The following is an 18,972-nucleotide window of genomic DNA, read 5'->3' on the forward strand; positions in this document are numbered from 1 at the left end:
CCCGCCACTTATAAGCACTGAAACTCGTTGATGGAAACAAGTACAGGAGAAACCCGTGAAGACTAACGTCGAAAAGCTCAGCGACACCCGCGTTAAGCTCAACGTCAGCGTGCCGTTCGACGAGCTTGGCCCGGAGATCGACCAGGCATACAAGGCGATCTCCCAGCAGGTCAACATTCCGGGCTTCCGTCGCGGCAAGGCTCCGCGCCAGCTGATCGACGCTCGTTTCGGCCGCGGTCCGATCCTGGAGCAGGTTGTCAACGACATGCTGCCGACCCGCTACGAGCAGGCTCTGGCAGAGAACGACCTGAACCCGCTGGGCCAGCCGGAGATTGAGGTCACCAAGATCGAGGACAACGACGTTGTCGAGTTCACCGCTGAGATCGACGTCCGTCCGGAGATCAAGGTGCCGGACTTCTCCAAGATTGAGGTCACTGTTCCGGAGCTCAAGGTTGACGACGAGGCTGTTGACGCCGAGCTCGACTCCCTGCGTGAGCGTTTCGGTGAGCTCAAGGACACCAAGCGCAAGATGAAGACCGACGACTTCGCGGTCATCGACCTTGAGGCTTCCATTGACGGCGAGAAGCTCGACGACGCTTCCGCTGAGGGCCTGACCTACCGCGTCGGCGCCGACGACCTGATGAAGGGTCTGGACACCGCTCTGCGTGGCATGAAGACCGGCGAGGACAACGAGTTCGAAACCGAGATCCAGTACGGCGAGAACAAGGGCAAGAAGGCGACCGTCAAGGTCCACGTCCAGCAGACCAAGGAGCGCAAGCTTCCGGATCTTGACGACGAGTTCGTCCAGATGGCGTCCGAGTTCGACACCGTCGACGAGCTGCGTGAGTCCACCCGCGAGCAGGTTGAGGAGAACGCGAAGGCGAAGCAGGCTGCTGACATTCGCGATGAGGTCCTCAAGGCTGCCCTCGCCCAGGTTGAGTTCGCGCTGCCGGAGTCGATCGTCGACGAGCAGGTGCACAACCAGCTCCACCAGCTGCTCGGCCAGATGGCTCACGACGAGAACGCACTGGCGCAGCTGCTTGAGGCGCAGGGCACGACCCGCGAAGAGTTTGACAAGGAGTCCCGCAAGCAGGCTGAAGAGTCCGTGCGCACCCAGCTGTTCCTCGACGCTGTCGCAGAGGAAGAGCAGCCGGAGGTTTCCCAGCAGGAGCTCACCGACCACATCCTGTTCACCGCACAGTCCTACGGCATGGACCCGAACCAGTTCGTGGCTCAGCTGCAGCAGTCCGGCCAGATCGCGAACCTGTTCTCCGACGTGCGTCGCGGCAAGGCCCTCGCCGCCGCTATCTCTCGCACCTCGGTGAAGGATGAGGCTGGCAACAAGGTTGACCCGAACGATTACTTCGGTGAGATCGAGGAAGAGGACGAGGCTGCTGAGGAGCAGTAAACTCCGTTAATCTTTGAACGGCCGGGAGCGTGTGTTTGCTCCCGGTCGTTTTTGTTGTGGGCGTGGGGTCGTCGATAAGAGTTGCCCGTACGCCGGTAGCGAACAAGGTTTAGCTACCTCCCGTGCGCGAGTAGGGTGGTGGCGTTACACGACGAACTAGCGAAGGAGCATCTGTTATGACTTCCCCGACTCAAGGTATGAACCTGGGAGACTCGGTGTACGAGCGCCTCCTGCGGGAGCGCATTATTTTCCTGGGTCAGCAGGTGGATGATGAGATTGCCAACAAGCTTTGCGCCCAGATTCTGCTGCTGTCGGCTGAGGATCCGACGCGCGACATCAGTCTTTACATCAACTCGCCGGGCGGTTCGGTGACCGCAGGTATGGCGATTTACGACACGATGAAGTACTCCCCGTGCGACATCGCTACCTACGGCATGGGTCTGGCTGCTTCCATGGGCCAGTTCCTGCTGTCTGGCGGCACGAAGGGCAAGCGTTACGCGCTGCCGCACGCACGCATCATGATGCACCAGCCCTCCGCAGGTGTTGGCGGCACTGCTGCTGATATTGCGATCCAGGCTGAGCAGTTTGCCGCGACGAAGCGTGAGATGGCTGAACTTATCGCAGAGCACACCGGCCAGACCTTCGAACAGATCACGAAGGATTCGGACCGTGACCGTTGGTTTACCGCGATGGAGGCCAAGGAATACGGCATCGTGGACCACGTCATCGAGAATGCCGCCATGGCTGGCGAGCACGCGATTGGCGACTAAGGCAAGCAACGAGAAGAGGAGACTTTTACTATGACTTTCCAAATGCCCAGCTCCCGCTACGTGCTGCCGCAGTTCCTGGAGGAGACCAGCTTCGGCACGAAGCAGATTGATCCGTACGGTAAGCTGTTCGAGGAGCGCATTGTGTTCCTTGGCACCCAGGTTGATGACACGTCGGCGAACGACATCATGGCCCAGCTGCTGGTCCTGGAGTCCCAGGATCCGGACCGTGACATCACGATGTACATCAACTCCCCGGGTGGTTCGTTTACCGCGTTGATGGCGATTTACGACACGATGCAGTACGTCCGCCCCGACGTGCAGACGGTGTGCCTCGGCCAGGCTGCATCCGCCGCCGCAGTCATCCTGGCTGCCGGTGCGCCGGGTAAGCGTGCGGCGCTGCCGAACTCGCGTGTGCTGATCCACCAGCCGGCTACCCAGGGCACCCAGGGTCAGGTGTCGGACCTGGAGATCCAGGCGGCTGAGATCGACCGTATGCGTCGTCTCATGGAGAACACGCTGTCGCACCACACGGGCCGTACGCCAGAGCAGGTTCGTATTGATACCGACCGCGACAAGATCCTCACCGCTGAGGAAGCCGTGGAGTACGGGATCATCGACCAGGTCTTCGACTACCGCAAGCTCAACGGCTAAAAAGAAAGGCGCCCGTAAGGGCGCTTTTTAGCTTTACGACGACACCCTCACCGGCGTCGCACCACAACCACCTACTGTTCGGTTGGGGTTTCCACGACGTCGGCGGAGGTCGGCGCTGCGTCGTCGCAGAACTTCACTGCGTTACGGATGGCTTCTGGTGCGCCCTCGAAGTCGCCGCGCGACCAGCACACGCCGTCTGCGGTGTTTTGCGGGTCTACAGACGCCCAACCGTTGCCCCGTGCGACCCAGTAGTAGTCCTGACCGTCTGGTGTGACGGTGCGGGCCCATTCACGGTCGCAGAAGGTGCTGTATTCGTCGCTGGCGCCCTGCGAGCCTTGTGCGGGCCATGCGCAGGCTGCCCCCGGCTCGTCCGGTGCGGGAGCGACCTCTGGCTCGCGTGCGGAACCGCCGGAGTTGCCGGATCCGCTCGAGCTGCGGCGACTGCTGCTGGACTTGGTGGACGTCTTCGACGAGGAGCTCGAGGAGCTCTTCGTGGTTGTGGACAAGGAGGTTGTGGTCTCGTCGTCTTCCTCGGAGGTGGTGGTCGTCGGGGTTGGGGTGGCTGTTGTGCTGGTTTGGGGGAAATCCAGCACCGGTTCAGCAATGCGTGCCTCGTCGTCCGAGCCGCCGCAGGCGGAAAGCGCCGGGACGGCGATGAGCGCTGCGGCGATGGTGGCAAGTGCGCGGCTGCGTTTCACGGGTACGGATTTCCTTTCAGACACATCAAAGAATGTGTCTAGGCTAGCTGATCGTTCCGAGGACAATGCGCTTAGTTTAGTCCCACTGCGTTTTGGGTGCGTGGGACGGGAACAGGGATGTGTCGTCGTGCGTTGTAGGGTGTGGGGTTCAGCACCCACTAGACTTGGGGAAGATTTCGGCGAGGGAACGGGAGTAGATACGCGCATATGGCCACTACGCATGACAGCGCTAGCCTTCTGAAGTGCTCTTTCTGCGGCAAAAGCCAGCAGCAGGTCCGCAAACTTATTGCGGGCGGAGGCGTCTACATTTGCGACGAATGCATCGAGCTGTGCAACGAGATCATCGAAGAGGAGCTTGCCGGTGCGGAACGTCAGGAGGAGTCCGGGGACCGTTTGCCGCGGCCGTCGGAGATCACGGCGTTTTTGAACGAGTATGTCATCGGCCAGGATGCAGCGAAGCGCACGCTTGCGGTAGCGGTGTACAACCACTACAAGCGTATTAAGGCTGAGGAGTCGAATCTTTCGGCCCGCGCGAAGGATGAGGAAGTGGAGATTTCCAAGTCCAATATTTTGTTGCTTGGACCTACGGGTTCCGGCAAGACGTACCTTGCGCAGACGCTGGCTCGCATGCTGAATGTGCCGTTTGCCATTGCAGATGCGACGAGCTTGACGGAAGCGGGCTATGTCGGCGAGGACGTGGAGAACATTCTGCTGAAGTTGCTGCAGGCCGCGGACTTTGACGTGAATCGTGCGCAGCACGGCATCATTTATGTCGACGAAGTGGACAAGATTTCGCGCAAGTCTGAAAACCCGTCGATTACTCGTGACGTTTCGGGTGAGGGCGTGCAGCAGGCGCTGCTGAAGATCCTGGAAGGCACGGTTGCGTCGGTGCCGCCGCAGGGCGGGCGTAAGCACCCGAACCAGGAGTTCATCCAGGTGGATACGTCGAACATCTTGTTTATTGTCGCCGGTGCGTTCGCAGGTTTGGACAAGGTGATCGCGGAGCGCGTGGGTAAGAAGGGTATCGGCTTCGGTGCGGAGATCGATTCGAAGTCGGAGCGCGACGAGGCGAACATGATGGCGCAGGTGCAGCCGGGCGATCTGGTGAAGTTCGGCCTGATCCCCGAGTTCATTGGCCGTTTGCCGATCATCGCGCACGTCGATGATCTGGATCGCGACTCGATGAAGCGCGTGCTTACGGAGCCGAAGAACTCGTTGGTGAAGCAGTACAAGCGCCTGTTCGCGATGGACGGCGCGGAACTGACGGTGACCGACGAGGCGCTCGGTGTGATCGCAGACAAGGCCGCGGAGCGCAAGACCGGCGCTCGTGGTCTGCGCGCGATTATGGAGGAACTGCTTGTGCCGGTGATGTACGAGTTGCCGGACCGCGAAGGTATTGCAGAGGTTGTGCTCGATGAGGAGGCTGCGCTCGGCACGGGTGAGCCGAAGTTCATCGAGGAAGAAAAGAAGCGTTCCGCGTAAAGCCGTCGCGCTTAGATTAGGCCGCCGTCGTCGCTGTAGACGTCGGCGGTTTCTTCTTCGGCGGTGGGGGTGGGCTCGAGGTATGCCTCGTAGCCGGAGTAGGGGATGTTGGACGTAAGAAACGTCAGTACGGTATCGATGACCATGCGGCGCATGCCGTCGATGTTGCGGCGGCTTGCAAAGTCAACGTCGCTGACACTGAGCGCGGTCAGGCTGTTGCCCACGCGGAAGAAGCACAGTGAGGCAACCAGCGTGAGCAGGTCGACGGCGGAGATCCCAGGCCGGAAAGCACCCGCGTCCTGACCGGCGAGCAGCAGGCGTTCGACGTGGAGGAGCACTTCGTTTGCGCCGACCAGAGCGGCCGCGTCCTCTTCGGCGGCGACGGGGTCCAGGTTTTCGCGCAGCACCAAACGCACCGCGTCGGGGTTGTCCAAAAATGCGTGGTAGAGCGCGTCGACGTAACGGCGCATCCCTTCGACGGGGGCTGCGTAGGAACGGGTGGCGATGTCCTGGGGTGGGGTGATGCGTCCGCTCGCCGCTTTGAGCGCTGCGAGGTACAGGCCGCGTTTGTTGCCAAAGTGGTAGTGGATCATCCGTTTGCTCATGCCGGTGGTGCGGGCGAGTGAGTTGAGTTTGACGTCGGAAAACCCGTGGTGGGCAAACGCGGTGACTGCGGCATTGACGACATCATCGGGGGAGGGGGCGGTCGCGGGTGCGGCGGTGTCGGCCATGTCCGTGGGCTCCCTTTCGGTGTGGTTCGGTGTGGTTCGGTGTGGTGGGGTCGTCGATACGCTTCTTTGCTTCCTCTCATCGTGCACCACTTGGCAGATCAGTGGCGCAGTACCGGCCAATGTTGCCCCCTGTGGGGGTAGGTTGAAGGGGAAACAGAAACAGAAAGAGGAGGCCTCATCATGTCCCAGACCCCCGCAAACGTCGTTGTTACCGGCGCAGCAGGCAACATTGCGTACTCGTTGCTGTGGCGCGTGGCAGCAGGCGACGTCTTCGGCCCCGATCGTCCGGTGAACCTGACGCTGCTGGAGATCCCGGAGGCGGTGCGTGCGGCTGAGGGCACGGCAATGGAGCTCAACGACTCGGCGCTGCCGCTTCTGAACAAGATCACGGTGACCGACGACGCAAACAAGGCGTTCGACGGTGCGCAGGCGGCGTTCCTGGTGGGGGCGAAGCCGCGCGGCAAGGGGGAGTCGCGCGCGGACATGCTGGCTGCGAACGGCAAGATTTTCATCGGACAGGGGCAGGCGATCAACAACGGTGCTGCGGATGACGTCCGCGTGCTGGTGGTCGGCAACCCGGCGAACACGAATGCCTACATTGCGAACAAGGCGGCGCCGGATGTGCCAGCGGATCGCTTCAACGCGCTGATGCGTTTGGACCACAACCGTGCGCTGTCGATGCTCTCGCAGCAGCTCGGGGTGGCCTCGAGCGCCATTGAGCGTCTGACAGTGTGGGGTAACCACTCGGATACGCAGTTCCCGGACATCACGTACGCCACGGTGGACGGCAACCCGGTTGAGGTGGATCGCGCCTGGTATACCGACGAGTTCATCCCGCGCGTGGCCAAGCGCGGCGCGGAGATCATCGAGGTGCGCGGTAAGTCCTCGGCGGCGTCTGCGGCGTCGGCGTCGGTGGATCACATGCGCGACTGGGTGCAGGGCACGGCTGGCAAGTGGACGACGGCTGCGTTGCCGTCGACGGGCCAGTACGGCGTGGACGAAGGGCTTGTGTTCGGCTTCCCGGTGACGGGTGAAAACGGTGCGTGGGAGGTCGTCGAAAAGCTGGAGCTCAGCGACGATCAGCGGGCTCGTATCGACGCCAACATCACCGCCCTGAAGGACGAGGCGGCGATCGCCGACAAGCTGTTCTAGGGAGCTCGTTAAGATAGGTCGCGTGACTGACAAAAATCTGAACCGCACTGACGCGCTGCCGAAGTCGTGGGAGCCCAGCGACCACGAACGCGACCTCTACGAAGGCTGGGTCAAGGCAGGCTATTTCACTGCCGACGCCCACTCTGACAAGCCTGCGTACTCCATCGTGCTGCCGCCGCCAAACGTGACGGGTCAGCTGCACATGGGCCATGCGCTCGACCACACGCTGATGGATTCCCTGGTGCGCCGCAAGCGCATGCAAGGCTACGAGGTGCTGTGGCTGCCGGGCATGGACCACGCAGGCATCGCCACCCAGACCAAGGTCGAGGCGAAGCTCAAGGCCGAAGAAGGCAAGGACCGCTACGACTACGGCCGTGAAGAGTTCATTGACCGGGTGTGGGAGTGGAAGGAGCAGTACGGTGGCACGATCACCTCGCAGATGCGTGCGATCGGCGATTCCGTCGACTGGTCCCGCGAGCGCTTCACGCTGGACGAGGGCCTGTCGCGCGCCGTCCAGACCATCTTTAAGCAGCTCTACGACCGCGGCCTGGTCTACCGCGATTACCGCCTGGTCAACTGGTCGCCGGTGCTGGAGACTGCTGTGTCCGACATTGAGGTCGTGTACAAGGACGTCGAGGGCGAGTTCGTCTCCATTCGCTACGGCTCGCTTGACGACGACCAACCGCACCTGATCGTTGCCACGACGCGTGTGGAGACGATGCTGGGCGACGTCGCCATCGCCGTTCACTCTGACGACGAGCGCTACTCCCACCTCATCGGCGAAGTCTTCGAGCACCCACTGCGCGAAGGCATGCAGGTCAAGGTCATTGCCGACGACTACGTGGACATGGAACTCGGCACCGGTGCGGTGAAGATCACCCCGGCGCACGACCCGAACGACTACGAGATGGGTCTGCGCCACGACCTTGAGATGCCGATCATCATGGACGAAAAGGGCCGCATCGCTGATACCGGCACCAAGTTTGACGGCATGAGCCGCGAAGAAGCCCGCGTCGCCGTGCGCGAGGCGCTGGCTGAGCAGGGCCGCATTGTCAAGGAAGTGCGCCCGTACGTCCACTCCGTGGGCCACTCGGAGCGTTCCGGTGAGCCGATCGAGCCGCGCCTGTCCCTGCAGTGGTTTGTCAAGGTCGACGAGCTGGCCAAGATGTCCGGCGATGCCGTGCGCGAAGGCGACACCAAGCTTCACCCGGAGTCGATGGAGAAGCGCTACTTCGACTGGGTGGACAACATGCACGACTGGACCATTTCGCGCCAGTTGTGGTGGGGCCACCGCATCCCGATCTGGTACGGCCCGGAGGACGACAACGGCGAGCGTGACGTGGTTTGCGTCGGCCCGGACGAAGAGCCGCCGGCAGGCTACGAGCAGGATCCAGACGTTTTGGATACCTGGTTCTCGTCGGCACTGTGGCCGTTTTCCACGATGGGTTGGCCGGACAAGACCCCGGATTTGGAGAAGTTCTTCCCAACCACCGTGCTGGTTACCGCCTACGACATCCTGTTCTTCTGGGTTGCCCGCATGATGATGTTCGGCACCTTTGCAGGCTCGACCACCCCGGAGATCCTGGGGGAGGGTAAGGATGGCCGCCCGCAGATCCCGTTCGAGCACCTCTACCTACACGGCCTGGTGCGCGACGAGAAGGGCCGCAAGATGTCGAAGTCCTTGGGCAACGGCATCGACCCGATGGATTGGGTGGAGCAGTACGGTGCGGATGCGCTGCGCTTCGCCCTGGCTCGTGGTGCGAACCCGGGTGTGGACCTGCCGATTGGCGACGACCACGCCACCGCCGCCCGCAACTTTGCCACCAAGCTGTTTAACGCCACCAAGTTCGCGCTCATGAACGGCGCGCGCGTGGACGCGTTGCCTGCACGCGAGGTGCTGACCGACGCTGACCGTTGGATCCTGGATCGAGCCGAGGAAGTCCGCGCCAAGGTGGACGCCTACCTGGACGATTACCAGTTTGCCAAGGCCAACGAGGCGCTTTACCACTTCGCGTGGGATGAGCTGTGCGACTGGTACCTGGAGATCGCCAAGACCCAGATCCCGCGGGACGGCGAGAGCGAGCAGGGTGAGAACACCAAGGTGGTCCTCGGCCGTGTGATCGATGTTGTGCTGCGCCTGCTGCACCCGACGATGCCGTTTATCACCGAGGTGCTGTGGAAGGCACTGACCGGCGGCGAAACGGTGACGCTCGCGCCGTGGCCGACCGCAGAGGACACCAACGGTGGTGCCGCGACCGATGAGGACGCTCGCCGTCGCATCGAAGATTCGATCAAGCTCATCACCGAGCTGCGTCGCTTCCGCTCTGATCAGGGTGTGAAGCCGTCGCAGAAGGTGCCGGCTCGCCTGGACTTCGCTTCGGCTGATCTGGTGGGCCAGGAGGCAATGGTGCGCCAGATTGCGAAGGTGACGGCGCCGGAGGATGACTTTGAGGCCTCGGCAAGCATTGAGATGCGCCTGAGCAAGGTCAACCTGGACGTCGCGTTGGATACTTCCGACACCGTCGATGTCGCTGCGGAGCGCAAGCGCCTGGAAAAGGAGCTTGCGGCGGCGCAGAAGGAGCTCGACACCACTGGAGGCCAGTTGGCTAATGAGCAGTTTTTGGCTAATGCGCCGGAGCAGGTCGTCGAGAAGATTAAGGTGCGGCAGCAGGTGGCGCAGGAGGAATTCGAGCGCGTCACGGCTCGTCTTGAGGCGCTGAAGTAATGGCGGATAAGTCGTTCGATCCGGAAGCGCGGGCAGCGTACGAGGCGCTTCGAGCACAGCTTGGCGACGACGCCCTCGAGGGCATCGACATCGCCGACCTCGAATCCGGCCGTGACACCGACTTCGGCCACCTGGAGATGACCGATCACGGCATCACGCTCAACCTGGCCGACATGCCGGCCGAGACCGGCACAGATGCTGCTGACGCCGATACCGACGAGCCTGCACCAACCCTGGCTCCGGAGGGAGACCACCCGGACTTTGACAAGGTGGTCGTCCAGTTGGATGCGCGTGCGGCGGCGAATGACCCGAACCCGTCGCTGGATCGCATTGCGATGCTGATGGATTTGCTGGGTACGCCCCAGCAGTCCTTCAACGTTATTCACGTTGCGGGCACGAACGGCAAGACGTCGACGGCGCGTATGGCGGAGTCGATCCTGCGCGCGCTGAACCGTCGCACGGGGTTGTTTACCTCGCCGGAGCTGGAGCGTGTCACCGAGTGCATCCTCATTGACGGGGAGGAGATTTCCCAGACCCGTTTCGTGGATGTGTGGCGCGACATTGAGCCGTACGTGGACATGGTGGACGCGCACTTCCGCGAGCGCGGCGAGGCGGAGATGAGCCGTTTCGAGCTGCTTGTCGGCATTGCGTACGCGGCGTTTGCGGACGCACCCGTGGATGTTGCGATCGTCGAGGTCGGCATGGGCGGCACCTGGGATGCGACGAACGTGGTGGAGGCGGACGTGTCCGTCATCACCCCGATCGGTATCGACCACCAGCGGTTCCTCGGTGAGACGATCGAGGAGATCGCCACGCACAAGGCAGGCATTATCAAGGCCCGGGAGCGCGACGGCTACGGACCGGCGGAAAACATCGCCATCGTTGCTGAGCAGGAGCCGGAGGCGATGCACGTCATCCTGGAGCGCGCGGTGGAAACCGGCGCGGCGGTGGCGCGACAGGGCCGCGACTTTACTATCGACGACTCCTCAGTCGCCGTCGGCGGCCAGCAACTATCGCTGCAGGGCCTTGGCGGAGTCTACGACGACATCTTCTTGCCGCTGTCCGGCGCACACCAGGCAGAGAACGCTTCGGTGGCGCTGGCTGCGGTGGAGAGCTTCTTCGGCGTGTCCCGCGAGCACCCGTTGGATATGGATTCGGTGCGCCAGGGCTTCGCGGAGGTGAAGGTGCCTGCGCGCGTGGAGCGAGTGCTGGGTGATCCGGTGGTGCTCATCGACGCCGCCCACAACCCCCACGGCGCGGCCACGCTCGCCGAAGCGATGCAGCGCGACTTCAACTACCAGTCCGTTATCGGCGTGGTGTCCATCTTCGCGGACAAGGATGCTCGCGCGATGCTGGCAGCGCTCGAGCCGGTGCTCGCGGATGTGGTGATCACCCAGAACACCGACCCGCGCGCGATGGACGCTTACGAGTTGGCGGAGATCGCCTACGAGGTCTTCGGCGATGAGCGTGTGCGTGTCGACGACAACCTGCCCTCGGCGATCGAACTCGCCATCGAGTTGGCCGAGGAGGAAGGCCCCGAAGGCGTCGGTGTGCTCATCACCGGCTCCGTTGCCACCGCAGGTCAGGCGCGCACCTACCTGCGTTCGTCGCGGGGTGTGCAGTGACCGCGCACCTGCTGTTGCCTGGCACGGCGCCTGTGATTGTTACGGCGCCGCACGCTGTTGAGCAGCAGCGCGACGGCAAGATCAAGCTTGCGGAGCCCGCGACCCGTTGGCTCGCGGAGCAACTCCACGAGCACGTAGGCGCGACAGCGTTGATCAAGACCGACGCGGATAAGGCGGATCCGAACTCGGACGAGCACAGTCCGTTCCGGGACGTCGCGGTGCGCGAGGTCGAGCAGCGTGGGATCGTTGCGGGCATCGACTTGCACCAGATGAACCCGGACCGGCCCGATCAGGTAATCCTGGGAACCGGTCGCGGGCGCAACATCCACGACGATTGGCGGGTGCGCGACATTGTGGTCGCCGAGTTCAACGCGTGCGGTGTGCCCGTGCTTGTCGACGAAATCTTTCCCGCAATGGGGCTTCACCGCGTCTCCTCCGACGTCGCGGCGCGTACCAATATCCCGTACGTGCAGGTGGAGATGAACAGCGCCGCGCTCGACGAAGGGCCGCGCGAACACATGCTGGCTGCGTTGACGCGCATCGTGCAGCGCTTTGCGGAGGAATTGGCGTGAAACCGACCTGGCTGGTGACCAACCGATGGCTGCACTGGGACAAGTTTGAGTGGCAGTTCGACCAGATCATCGGGGCATCACACGGCCAGATTGAGCGTGTGACCACCGACTACGCGGTTACTCATTTGGAGGACCTTCCCGAGGTGGCCTTCATCATGGATAAGGATGTCGCCGCGGTTGCGCAGTTGGAGGCGTTCGGGGTCAGGTGCGTGAATTCGTCGCAAAGCATTGCGCTGTGTGACAACAAGGCGTACACGCATGCGGCGCTGACTCGGGCGGGGATCGCGCACCCGAAAACGATCACCGCGCCGCTGGTGTACCGCAACCTCGCGGCGGAGGAATGGGCGAACAGCGAGTTTCTCGCCGCCGTCGAATATGCCCTGGGGTTTCCGGCGGTGGCGAAACATGCCGTTGGGTCGTGGGGCAGCGGGGTGTTTCTTGTAAATAGCCGCGACGAGCTCATCGACGTGCTGCGTGAGGCGTACCCCTCACCGGTGATTGTGGAGGAGTATGTTGCCGGCTCGCACGGCCGCGACGCGCGGATCTACATGGTGGGCGACACACCCGTCGCAGCGATGCGGCGCTTTGGCCAAGGTGGAGATTTCCGCGCCAACATCACCGGTGGCGGGCGTGCGCAAACCTGGGATCCCCCGGCCGAATACGTCGACGTTGCGCGTGCCGCGATGACAGCGCTTGGGCTGGATGTCGGCTCGGTGGACTTCCTCGACGCGCAAGAACCCCTGGTCGGCGAGGTGAACTCGAACGCACAGTTCGCGTCGCTGACGCAGACCACCGGAATCGACGTCGCAGCAGCAGTCGTTGAATATCTGGAGCAGCTTTGACCGAAAGGACAGGGGCGTCTGGCCGCGCGAGCGTATCGACGAGTCCCGCGTTGCCGTTCATTGTCTCCCTTGCGGCGGCACCGCGCCGGGCGCAGGTTATGGATGCCAGCTAGGTCTGGCTACGATAACCACCATGGCGAGAAAGAAGACGCAGCAGGAAATGGGTCCGCTTGGGCCTGGTAAGGCTCCCGTGAAGGATCCGATGGCGGGGCTCAGCGGTGTTCTTTCCGGCACGTTGATCATGGAAGCGATCACGGTGCTGCTCATTCTCACGGTGATCCTCAAGGTGGATGAGGGTGAGCACTGGACCACGTTTAACTGGGTCTACATCACCGTCATTGGGCTGGCCCATGTGGTGATGGCCGCGTTTCAGCGCAAGCCCGGCGCTCTGTGGATCGATTTGGCGTTGCAGGTCCCGCTGATTTTTGGTTTCTTCATCCACTGGTCTGTGACCGCTGTGGGCGTGATTTTCGGCATTGTGTGGTACTTCATCATCCAGATGCGCTCGGAGATGATTCAGCGTATGCGCCACGGTTACCTGGTTACTCAGCACCTGGGGACGTAAGTTCGCGCCGTAGGATTTTGCCTGCTGCGCTTCGGGGGATGGCGTCGACGAAAGTGACCATGCGCACTTTTTTGTAGGGGGTGACGCGCTGCGCAACCCATGCCATGATGTCGTCTTCACTCAGCGCCGTTTGCGTGACGACGAACGCACGTGGCACCTCCTCAACCACCCCGTCTACCGTTCGGCGGTGGCCTGTGACGGCCACGTCGTCGATGTCCGGGTGGGTGAGCAGGAGCGCTTCGAGTTCTGCGGGGGCGATTTGGAACCCGTGGTACTTGAACACGTCCTTGGCGCGGTCGATGATGGTGACCGTTTCATCCTCGTTGATCCGGGCGATGTCGCCGGTGTGCAGCCAACCGTCCCGGATGGCGTTTGCGGTGGCAGCCGGGTTGTCCAAGTAGCCACGCATGAGTTGAGGCCCGCGCACGAGGAGTTCGTTGTCCTGGCTGAGGCGGAACTCGGTGTTGGGGATGGCGAACCCGATCGTGCCCGGATCGGACTTGCCGGAGATGCCGACGTGGGTCACGGGTGCGGATTCGGTCGTGCCGTAGCCTTGTAGGATTTCAACGCCGATGTGGCGCTCGACTTTGCGCGCCAGGTTCGTATCCAGCGATGCCGCGCCGCACACCAAAAAACGGGTGGTGGCGAAATCTTCAGGGGTGGGGTGGTTGGACAACGCGAGTGCAAGCGGGGGAGCGATGTAGGACACATCGATTGCGCGGCCGCGGTGGGCAGCGGTGAACTCTGCAAGGTTGAAGCGGGCCGCGGTGAAGACGTGTCGGCGTGCGGTCAGCGACGACAACAGCAGTGTGTTGAGCCCATAGATGTGTGAAAACGGCAGGGGGGCGATCACACCACCGCCCCGGCCGATGCCGCTTGCAGCCAGTGCTGCGTTGAACTGGGCGGCGTTGGCGGTGATCGCGACGTGGGTTAACTCCACGCCTTTCGGCAGGCCTGTGGTGCCGGAGGAAAACGGAATCACCGCAACGTCGTCAGCGCTTCCGACGGGTTCGAACTCGCCGGGGCGGATGTCCTCGGCGGTGACGCGGTCGGTGGTGTGGGCGAGGGTTGCGAGGTGGTTCGCTTCGTCGTCGATAAGCGAATGCCCAATGACGCACACACGTGCGCCAGTCGCGGATGCGCCGAGGAGGCCCGCGGCGAAGTTGATGGAGTTCGGCATGCGCAGCTCGACGACGCTGCCCGGGCCCACGCCGCGCGCGGCGAGCGAGGCCGCAGTGCCGAGCGCCAACGCACGCAACTGCGGGTACGTGACTGTGCGGCCAGTGTCGATCTCCGTAATTGCGGGGGTATCCGGCAGCGCCTCTTCATCCGCCGCAAAGACAGACGCGAACAGGGTTGTCCCCGGTAGATCAATATCCGGAAGTGGGCTGCGGTGACACATGGGGGCAAGACTACGGCATAGCCAAGACGTGCAACACGTGTCGGGTTGGGTAAGATTGCGAGCCATGACTGAACGTACTCTGATCCTGATCAAGCCGGACGGCGTGGCAAACGGCCACGTCGGCGAAATCATTTCCCGCATCGAGCGCAAGGGCCTGAAGCTCGTCGAGCTCGACCTGCGCACCGCTGACCGCGAGACCGCTGAGAAGCACTACGCAGAGCACAAGGACAAGCCGTTCTTCGGCGATCTGGTCGACTTCATCACCTCCGCTCCGCTGGTGGCTGGCATCGTCGAGGGCGAGCGCGCCATCGAGGCGTGGCGTCAGCTCGCTGGCGGCACTGACCCGGTGTCCAAGGCAACCCCTGGCACCATTCGCGGCGACTTCGCCCTGACCGTTGGTGAGAACGTCGTGCACGGCTCTGACTCTCCGGAGTCCGCTGAGCGCGAGATCGCTATCTGGTTCCCGAACCTCTAAGCGGTAAGTCCGCTTCCCGGCACCGTGCCCCGTGTGAGGGGCGCAGGTGCCGTTTTCGTTTCTACGAAGCGAAACTCTATGATTTTCTACGGCTTTTATTGGATTTAAAGAAATCGCATGTCTACACGATGCGATGGAGGGTAGATGGCAACGTCATCACGGTCCGAGCAGGCGCGCGCGATTGAAAAGCGCGCAGCAATTCTTCACGCAGCAACTGAATTGCTGCTCAACGAGGGGCTCCGCGGCGTGACCCACCGGCAGGTGGCCGCCGAAGCAAAAGTGCCGGTCGGGTCGATCGGTTACTACTATTCCACGCGCGAAAAGCTCGTGGTCACATGCCTGGATCAGCTTTTTGAGTCCCGCCGTAAGGTGTTCCACGAGATCATGGGGGGCAGCGTCGACCTGAAGGACCCTGTGCAGTTCGCTGAAGCGGTTGTCAATGTCATCTCGTGCGCACAAGCAGAGCGCGTACGCCAGACGGTCTATGCTTTCGTTGATTCCGAACGCGAGCCGGGCGAAGTGCAGGCGTTTTCCTCCGCTGGTCTTGAGGAGCTCAAGGGCATGGTCACCAAAATGATGGAACAGCATGGTGTGGACGGTCTGAACTCCACCCGTGTTGTCCAGGTAGCCGTCGGTGCTGCGGTGACCGAAAACCACCGCGACGCCCCGGTTTCTGCGGTGATTGATCTCCTGCGTGTCGCCGAGCAGTAGCGTCGCGTATCTGTGGCACGAAAGTTGTGCAAGAATGAGTCTCAGGCGACGAGCAAGGATGACTCGGAGCTGAGAAACTTTTGCATACCCGTGGCACACGATGTTCCGCGCGGCTGCTCGGTAGTCTTGCCGGCGCCCGGACATGACGGTTGGCCACGGCAGGAACACTGGAGCGTGCCGCTTTGGCTAAAAATAAATCAAACCGTTTCGCCGATTTTGACCGCTCGGCGCTGTCGGAAAAGACCAGGGTGTTCAACCTGGCGAAAATGCTTGATGTCCCATCGAAGGACTTGGTTGTCGCACTCGCAGACTTAGGTCTGGTGAAGGTTGCGCAGTCCACGCTGACCAAGGCGGAAGCAGACATGCTTCTCGACGCCTTGGCGGCAGGGGCCAGCACCACATCCGACCCTGAGCGCGATAAAGAGGCGGATGAGAAGATCCGTAACCGCGTTCGCAAGGACGTGGAAAACGAGATCCACCAGATCGAAGAAAAGGTCGAGGCGGAACTGCAGACGGCTGAAGAACCGGCCGAGGAGCCTGCCGAAGAACCAGCGGAGGAACCGGCTGAGGAACCGCTCACCGACATCGAGCCCGAGATCACCCCGGCGCCGCAGGAGGATCCGGAAGAGGATCGCATCCCCGCTACTCACGCGCCGCTGTTTAAGGCACCGACGCGTTCGGAACGCCGCCGCGCCACCCGCAAGGCGAAGCCGGCCGAGGACACCGCCTCACAGAAGCAGCAGGTAGACGAGCCACTCGAAGATGGCCAGGTAGAGGATTCGGGTGAGGGTGTCGTCGATACGCACAGCGAGATCGACGAGCCTGTGGCGATCAAGGGGTCGTCTCGTCTGGAGGCGCAGCGCCGTCGTCGCTCGGAGCGCCGCGAGGAACACCGCAAGCGCTCCCGCATTGTGAGCCAGGCGGAGTTCTTGGCGCGCCGCGAATCGGTCGAGCGCCACATGGTCGTGCGTGAACGGGAGCGCCACGACGGGCAGGGGCGGATCACGCAGGTTGGTGTGCTTGAAGACGGCATGCTCGTCGAGCACTTTGTTACCTCCGATGCGCAGGCCTCGATGATTGGCAACATCTACCTGGGGCGTGTGCAAAACGTGCTGCCGAGTATGGAAGCTGCCTTCATCGACATCGGGCAGGGCCGCAACGGTGTGCTCTACGCCAGCGAGGTGGATTGGAAGTCTGCCGGCCTCGGTGGGCGTTCGCGCCGCATCGAGCATGCGCTGAAGTCCGGCGACCAAGTACTGGTGCAGGTAACCAAGGACCCGATCGGGCACAAAGGTGCGCGGTTGAGCACCCAGATCTCGCTGGCAGGCCGCTACCTGGTCTACGTCCCGGGCGGGCGCAGCGCTGGTATTTCCCGCAAGCTGCCCACCCCGGAGCGCAAGCGTCTCAAGCAGATCCTTGCGGACGTGGTGCCGGGCAAGGGCGGTGCCATCATCCGCACCGCAGCAGAGGGCGTCAGCGAGGAAGCGATTGCTGCGGACGTGAACCGTCTGCACAACCAGTGGACCTCGATCCAAAAACGTGCTGAGGAGGAGAAAAACTCCAAGGGTGCCAAGCCGGTAACCCTCTACGAAGAGCCGAACCTGCTGGTCAAGGTTGTGCGCGACCTGTTCAACGAGGACTTCACCTCCCTGATCGTGGATGGCCGGAAGCCCTGGAACACCGTGCACGCGTACGTGCAGTCGGTTGCGCCGGATCTGCTGGATCGGTTGGAGAAGTTCGACCGGGGTGCCCACGAGGGCAAGGACGCGTTCGAGGAATACCGTGTCGACGAACAGATCTCCAAGGCACTGTCGCGCACCGTGTGGCTGCCGTCGGGCGGCACGTTGGTCATTGACCGCACTGAGGCGATGACGGTGATCGACGTCAACACCGGCAAGTTCACCGGCTCCGGTGGCTCGCTGGAGGAGACGGTCACCTCGAACAACCTCGAGGCGGCTGAGGAGATCGTGCGTCAGATTCGCCTGCGCGACATCGGCGGCATGATCATCATCGACTTCATCGACATGATCCTGCCGGAAAACCAGGACCTCGTGCTGCGCCGTCTCAACGAGGCGCTGGGCCGCGACCGCACGCGCCACCAGGTCTCTGAGGTGACCTCGCTGGGCCTGGTGCAGTTGACTCGCAAACGCCTGGGCACCGGCCTGTTGGAGACGTTCTCCAAGCCGTGCGAGTGCTGCGACGGCCGCGGTGTTGTGCTCACCGAGGACCCCGTCGAGGCCGAGGAGAGGAAGCCCGAGCGCCCTGCTCGCAAGTCGCGCGAGTCGAAGCAGTCTCAGCGCAAGCCGCAGCAGAAGCAGCCGCTTGACGACGACCACATGGACGAACTGCTCGACTCCATCTTCTCCTCTGACAAATCTGCAAACGGCTCCGCTGAGGAGCCGACTGAAGAGTCGGCTGGCGAAGAGAAGCCGCGCCAGACCCGCCGTCGCGGGCGCCGTGGCGGCAGCCGTGGCCGCGGCCGCTCCGACGCCCCGCAGCGTGGTGAGCAGCGCACTGAGCAGCGTGATGGGCAGCGTGACAGCGACACCACCCCGGAGCGCGGCGAGCGGTCCGACAAGCCGGCGCAGCCAGAGAAGCCGACCCAGACGTACGAGGAAGCGGTTGAGGAGTTCGAGGCCTCGCCGCGCCGCAAGCGTCGCACGCGCGGCAACTCCCGATCCGATCACAGGCCGCGCCGGGAAGACTTCGAGCAGGAGTCGCAAGCGCAGCAGGAACAGCAGGTACAGCAGGAAGAAAAGGCCCTGAAGCGCAGTGCGTCTCGCAAGTCGAGGAGTGCAGAAGCAGAGGCAACCGTGCAGGTGACGACGAAGACGAACCGTCGTGGTCGCCGTCGTGTTGTCCGCAAGTCGGCAACCTCTGCGCCGGTGCGTCAGCACGTCGCAGCGGATCCGGAGGACAAGCCGGTGAAGAAGGAGACTCGTCGACAAGCGCCTGCTGCACGACGTGGCCGCCGCCGTGCTACCCGACGTGGTGGCGGGCGCGGTTTGGAGTAACGCGTAGGGGCGGTGTAGTCTTTGGCAGTCGCTGTTTTGGGGCGTGCCGCCTCGTTGCCTTTGCATGCGGGCACGGCTGGCCACGTTAGGCCCTGAAACGCTTAAGTTGTTCCATTCCGACCTCGTTGCATGCCGAGGTTGGGCGAGTA

At 62.7% G+C, this 18,972-nt stretch carries 16 protein-coding genes; 13 read left to right on the plus strand and 3 right to left on the minus strand.

Annotated elements, in window-relative coordinates:
- The first annotated feature begins 55 nt into the window (after positions 1–55).
- The 3 genes from tig (at position 56) to HMPREF3171_RS10440 (ending at position 2,829) form a co-directional block, all read left to right on the plus strand.
- Positions 56–1,408: a trigger factor gene (gene tig / locus HMPREF3171_RS10430; RefSeq protein WP_070484876.1), complete on the plus strand. Its 1,353-nt coding sequence runs from the start codon at positions 56–58 to the stop codon at positions 1,406–1,408.
- Between the two features lie 176 nt (positions 1,409–1,584).
- Entirely contained in the window at positions 1,585–2,178 is a 594-nt protein-coding gene (locus HMPREF3171_RS10435; protein WP_070421293.1) for an ATP-dependent Clp protease proteolytic subunit, read from the plus strand.
- Positions 2,179–2,208: 30 nt separating this feature from the next.
- Positions 2,209–2,829, plus strand: a complete 621-nt coding sequence (locus HMPREF3171_RS10440; protein WP_070421294.1) for an ATP-dependent Clp protease proteolytic subunit — start codon at positions 2,209–2,211, stop codon at positions 2,827–2,829.
- 71 nt (positions 2,830–2,900) lie between these two features.
- On the opposite strand, the gene HMPREF3171_RS10445 is transcribed toward HMPREF3171_RS10440, so the two are convergent.
- The gene (locus tag HMPREF3171_RS10445) at positions 2,901–3,527 is read right to left on the minus strand and encodes a hypothetical protein (protein ID WP_070484877.1); all 627 of its coding nucleotides are present in this window, start codon (positions 3,525–3,527) and stop codon (positions 2,901–2,903) included.
- Between the two features lie 207 nt (positions 3,528–3,734).
- On the opposite strand from HMPREF3171_RS10445, the gene clpX reads away from it, so the two are divergent.
- Positions 3,735–5,009, plus strand: coding sequence for an ATP-dependent Clp protease ATP-binding subunit ClpX (gene clpX / locus HMPREF3171_RS10450; RefSeq protein ID WP_070484878.1), 1,275 nt, complete (start codon positions 3,735–3,737; stop codon positions 5,007–5,009).
- An 11-nt stretch (positions 5,010–5,020) separates the two neighbouring features.
- On the opposite strand, the gene HMPREF3171_RS10455 is transcribed toward clpX, so the two are convergent.
- Entirely contained in the window at positions 5,021–5,740 is a 720-nt protein-coding gene (locus HMPREF3171_RS10455) for a TetR/AcrR family transcriptional regulator (RefSeq protein WP_070484879.1), read from the minus strand.
- Positions 5,741–5,920: 180 nt separating this feature from the next.
- Here HMPREF3171_RS10455 and HMPREF3171_RS10460 point away from each other — a divergent pair, with 180 nt between their 5' ends.
- The 6 genes from HMPREF3171_RS10460 (at position 5,921) to HMPREF3171_RS10485 (ending at position 13,221) form a co-directional block, all read left to right on the plus strand.
- Positions 5,921–6,892, plus strand: coding sequence for a malate dehydrogenase (locus HMPREF3171_RS10460; protein ID WP_070453683.1), 972 nt, complete (start codon positions 5,921–5,923; stop codon positions 6,890–6,892).
- A 22-nt stretch (positions 6,893–6,914) separates the two neighbouring features.
- Positions 6,915–9,617 (plus strand): valine--tRNA ligase, encoded by a 2,703-nt coding sequence (locus tag HMPREF3171_RS10465; protein ID WP_070484880.1) that lies wholly within the window; start codon positions 6,915–6,917, stop codon positions 9,615–9,617.
- Positions 9,617–11,242, plus strand: coding sequence for a bifunctional folylpolyglutamate synthase/dihydrofolate synthase (locus tag HMPREF3171_RS10470; RefSeq protein ID WP_070484881.1), 1,626 nt, complete (start codon positions 9,617–9,619; stop codon positions 11,240–11,242). The genes HMPREF3171_RS10465 and HMPREF3171_RS10470 overlap by 1 nt, the downstream gene beginning before the upstream one ends.
- Positions 11,239–11,814, plus strand: coding sequence for a hypothetical protein (locus tag HMPREF3171_RS10475; protein WP_070484882.1), 576 nt, complete (start codon positions 11,239–11,241; stop codon positions 11,812–11,814). The genes HMPREF3171_RS10470 and HMPREF3171_RS10475 overlap by 4 nt, the downstream gene beginning before the upstream one ends.
- A complete protein-coding gene (locus tag HMPREF3171_RS10480; protein WP_070484883.1) occupies positions 11,811–12,656 on the plus strand; it encodes an ATP-grasp domain-containing protein in 846 nt (281 codons plus the stop codon). The genes HMPREF3171_RS10475 and HMPREF3171_RS10480 overlap by 4 nt, the downstream gene beginning before the upstream one ends.
- A 133-nt stretch (positions 12,657–12,789) precedes the next feature.
- Positions 12,790–13,221 (plus strand): DUF4233 domain-containing protein, encoded by a 432-nt coding sequence (locus HMPREF3171_RS10485; protein WP_070484884.1) that lies wholly within the window; start codon positions 12,790–12,792, stop codon positions 13,219–13,221.
- Here the strand turns inward: HMPREF3171_RS10485 and HMPREF3171_RS10490 are convergent.
- Positions 13,199–14,623: an AMP-binding protein gene (locus tag HMPREF3171_RS10490; protein ID WP_070484885.1), complete on the minus strand. Its 1,425-nt coding sequence runs from the start codon at positions 14,621–14,623 to the stop codon at positions 13,199–13,201. The genes HMPREF3171_RS10485 and HMPREF3171_RS10490 overlap by 23 nt on opposite strands.
- Before the next feature lie 64 nt (positions 14,624–14,687).
- Between HMPREF3171_RS10490 and ndk the strand changes: the two genes are divergently transcribed.
- The 3 genes from ndk to HMPREF3171_RS10505 all read left to right on the plus strand — a co-directional run bounded on the left by ndk (position 14,688) and on the right by HMPREF3171_RS10505 (position 18,823).
- Complete coding sequence (ndk, locus tag HMPREF3171_RS10495; protein ID WP_070421306.1) at positions 14,688–15,098, plus strand: nucleoside-diphosphate kinase; 411 nt, start codon at positions 14,688–14,690, stop codon at positions 15,096–15,098.
- 144 nt (positions 15,099–15,242) lie between these two features.
- Positions 15,243–15,809: a TetR/AcrR family transcriptional regulator gene (locus HMPREF3171_RS10500; RefSeq protein WP_070421307.1), complete on the plus strand. Its 567-nt coding sequence runs from the start codon at positions 15,243–15,245 to the stop codon at positions 15,807–15,809.
- Positions 15,810–15,991: 182 nt separating this feature from the next.
- Complete coding sequence (locus HMPREF3171_RS10505; protein ID WP_083292074.1) at positions 15,992–18,823, plus strand: translation initiation factor IF-2 N-terminal domain-containing protein; 2,832 nt, start codon at positions 15,992–15,994, stop codon at positions 18,821–18,823.
- Positions 18,824–18,972 lie beyond the last annotated feature (149 nt).

It is taken from the genome of Corynebacterium sp. HMSC08F01 (assembly GCF_001807545.1).
Classification (GTDB): domain Bacteria; phylum Actinomycetota; class Actinomycetes; order Mycobacteriales; family Mycobacteriaceae; genus Corynebacterium; species Corynebacterium coyleae.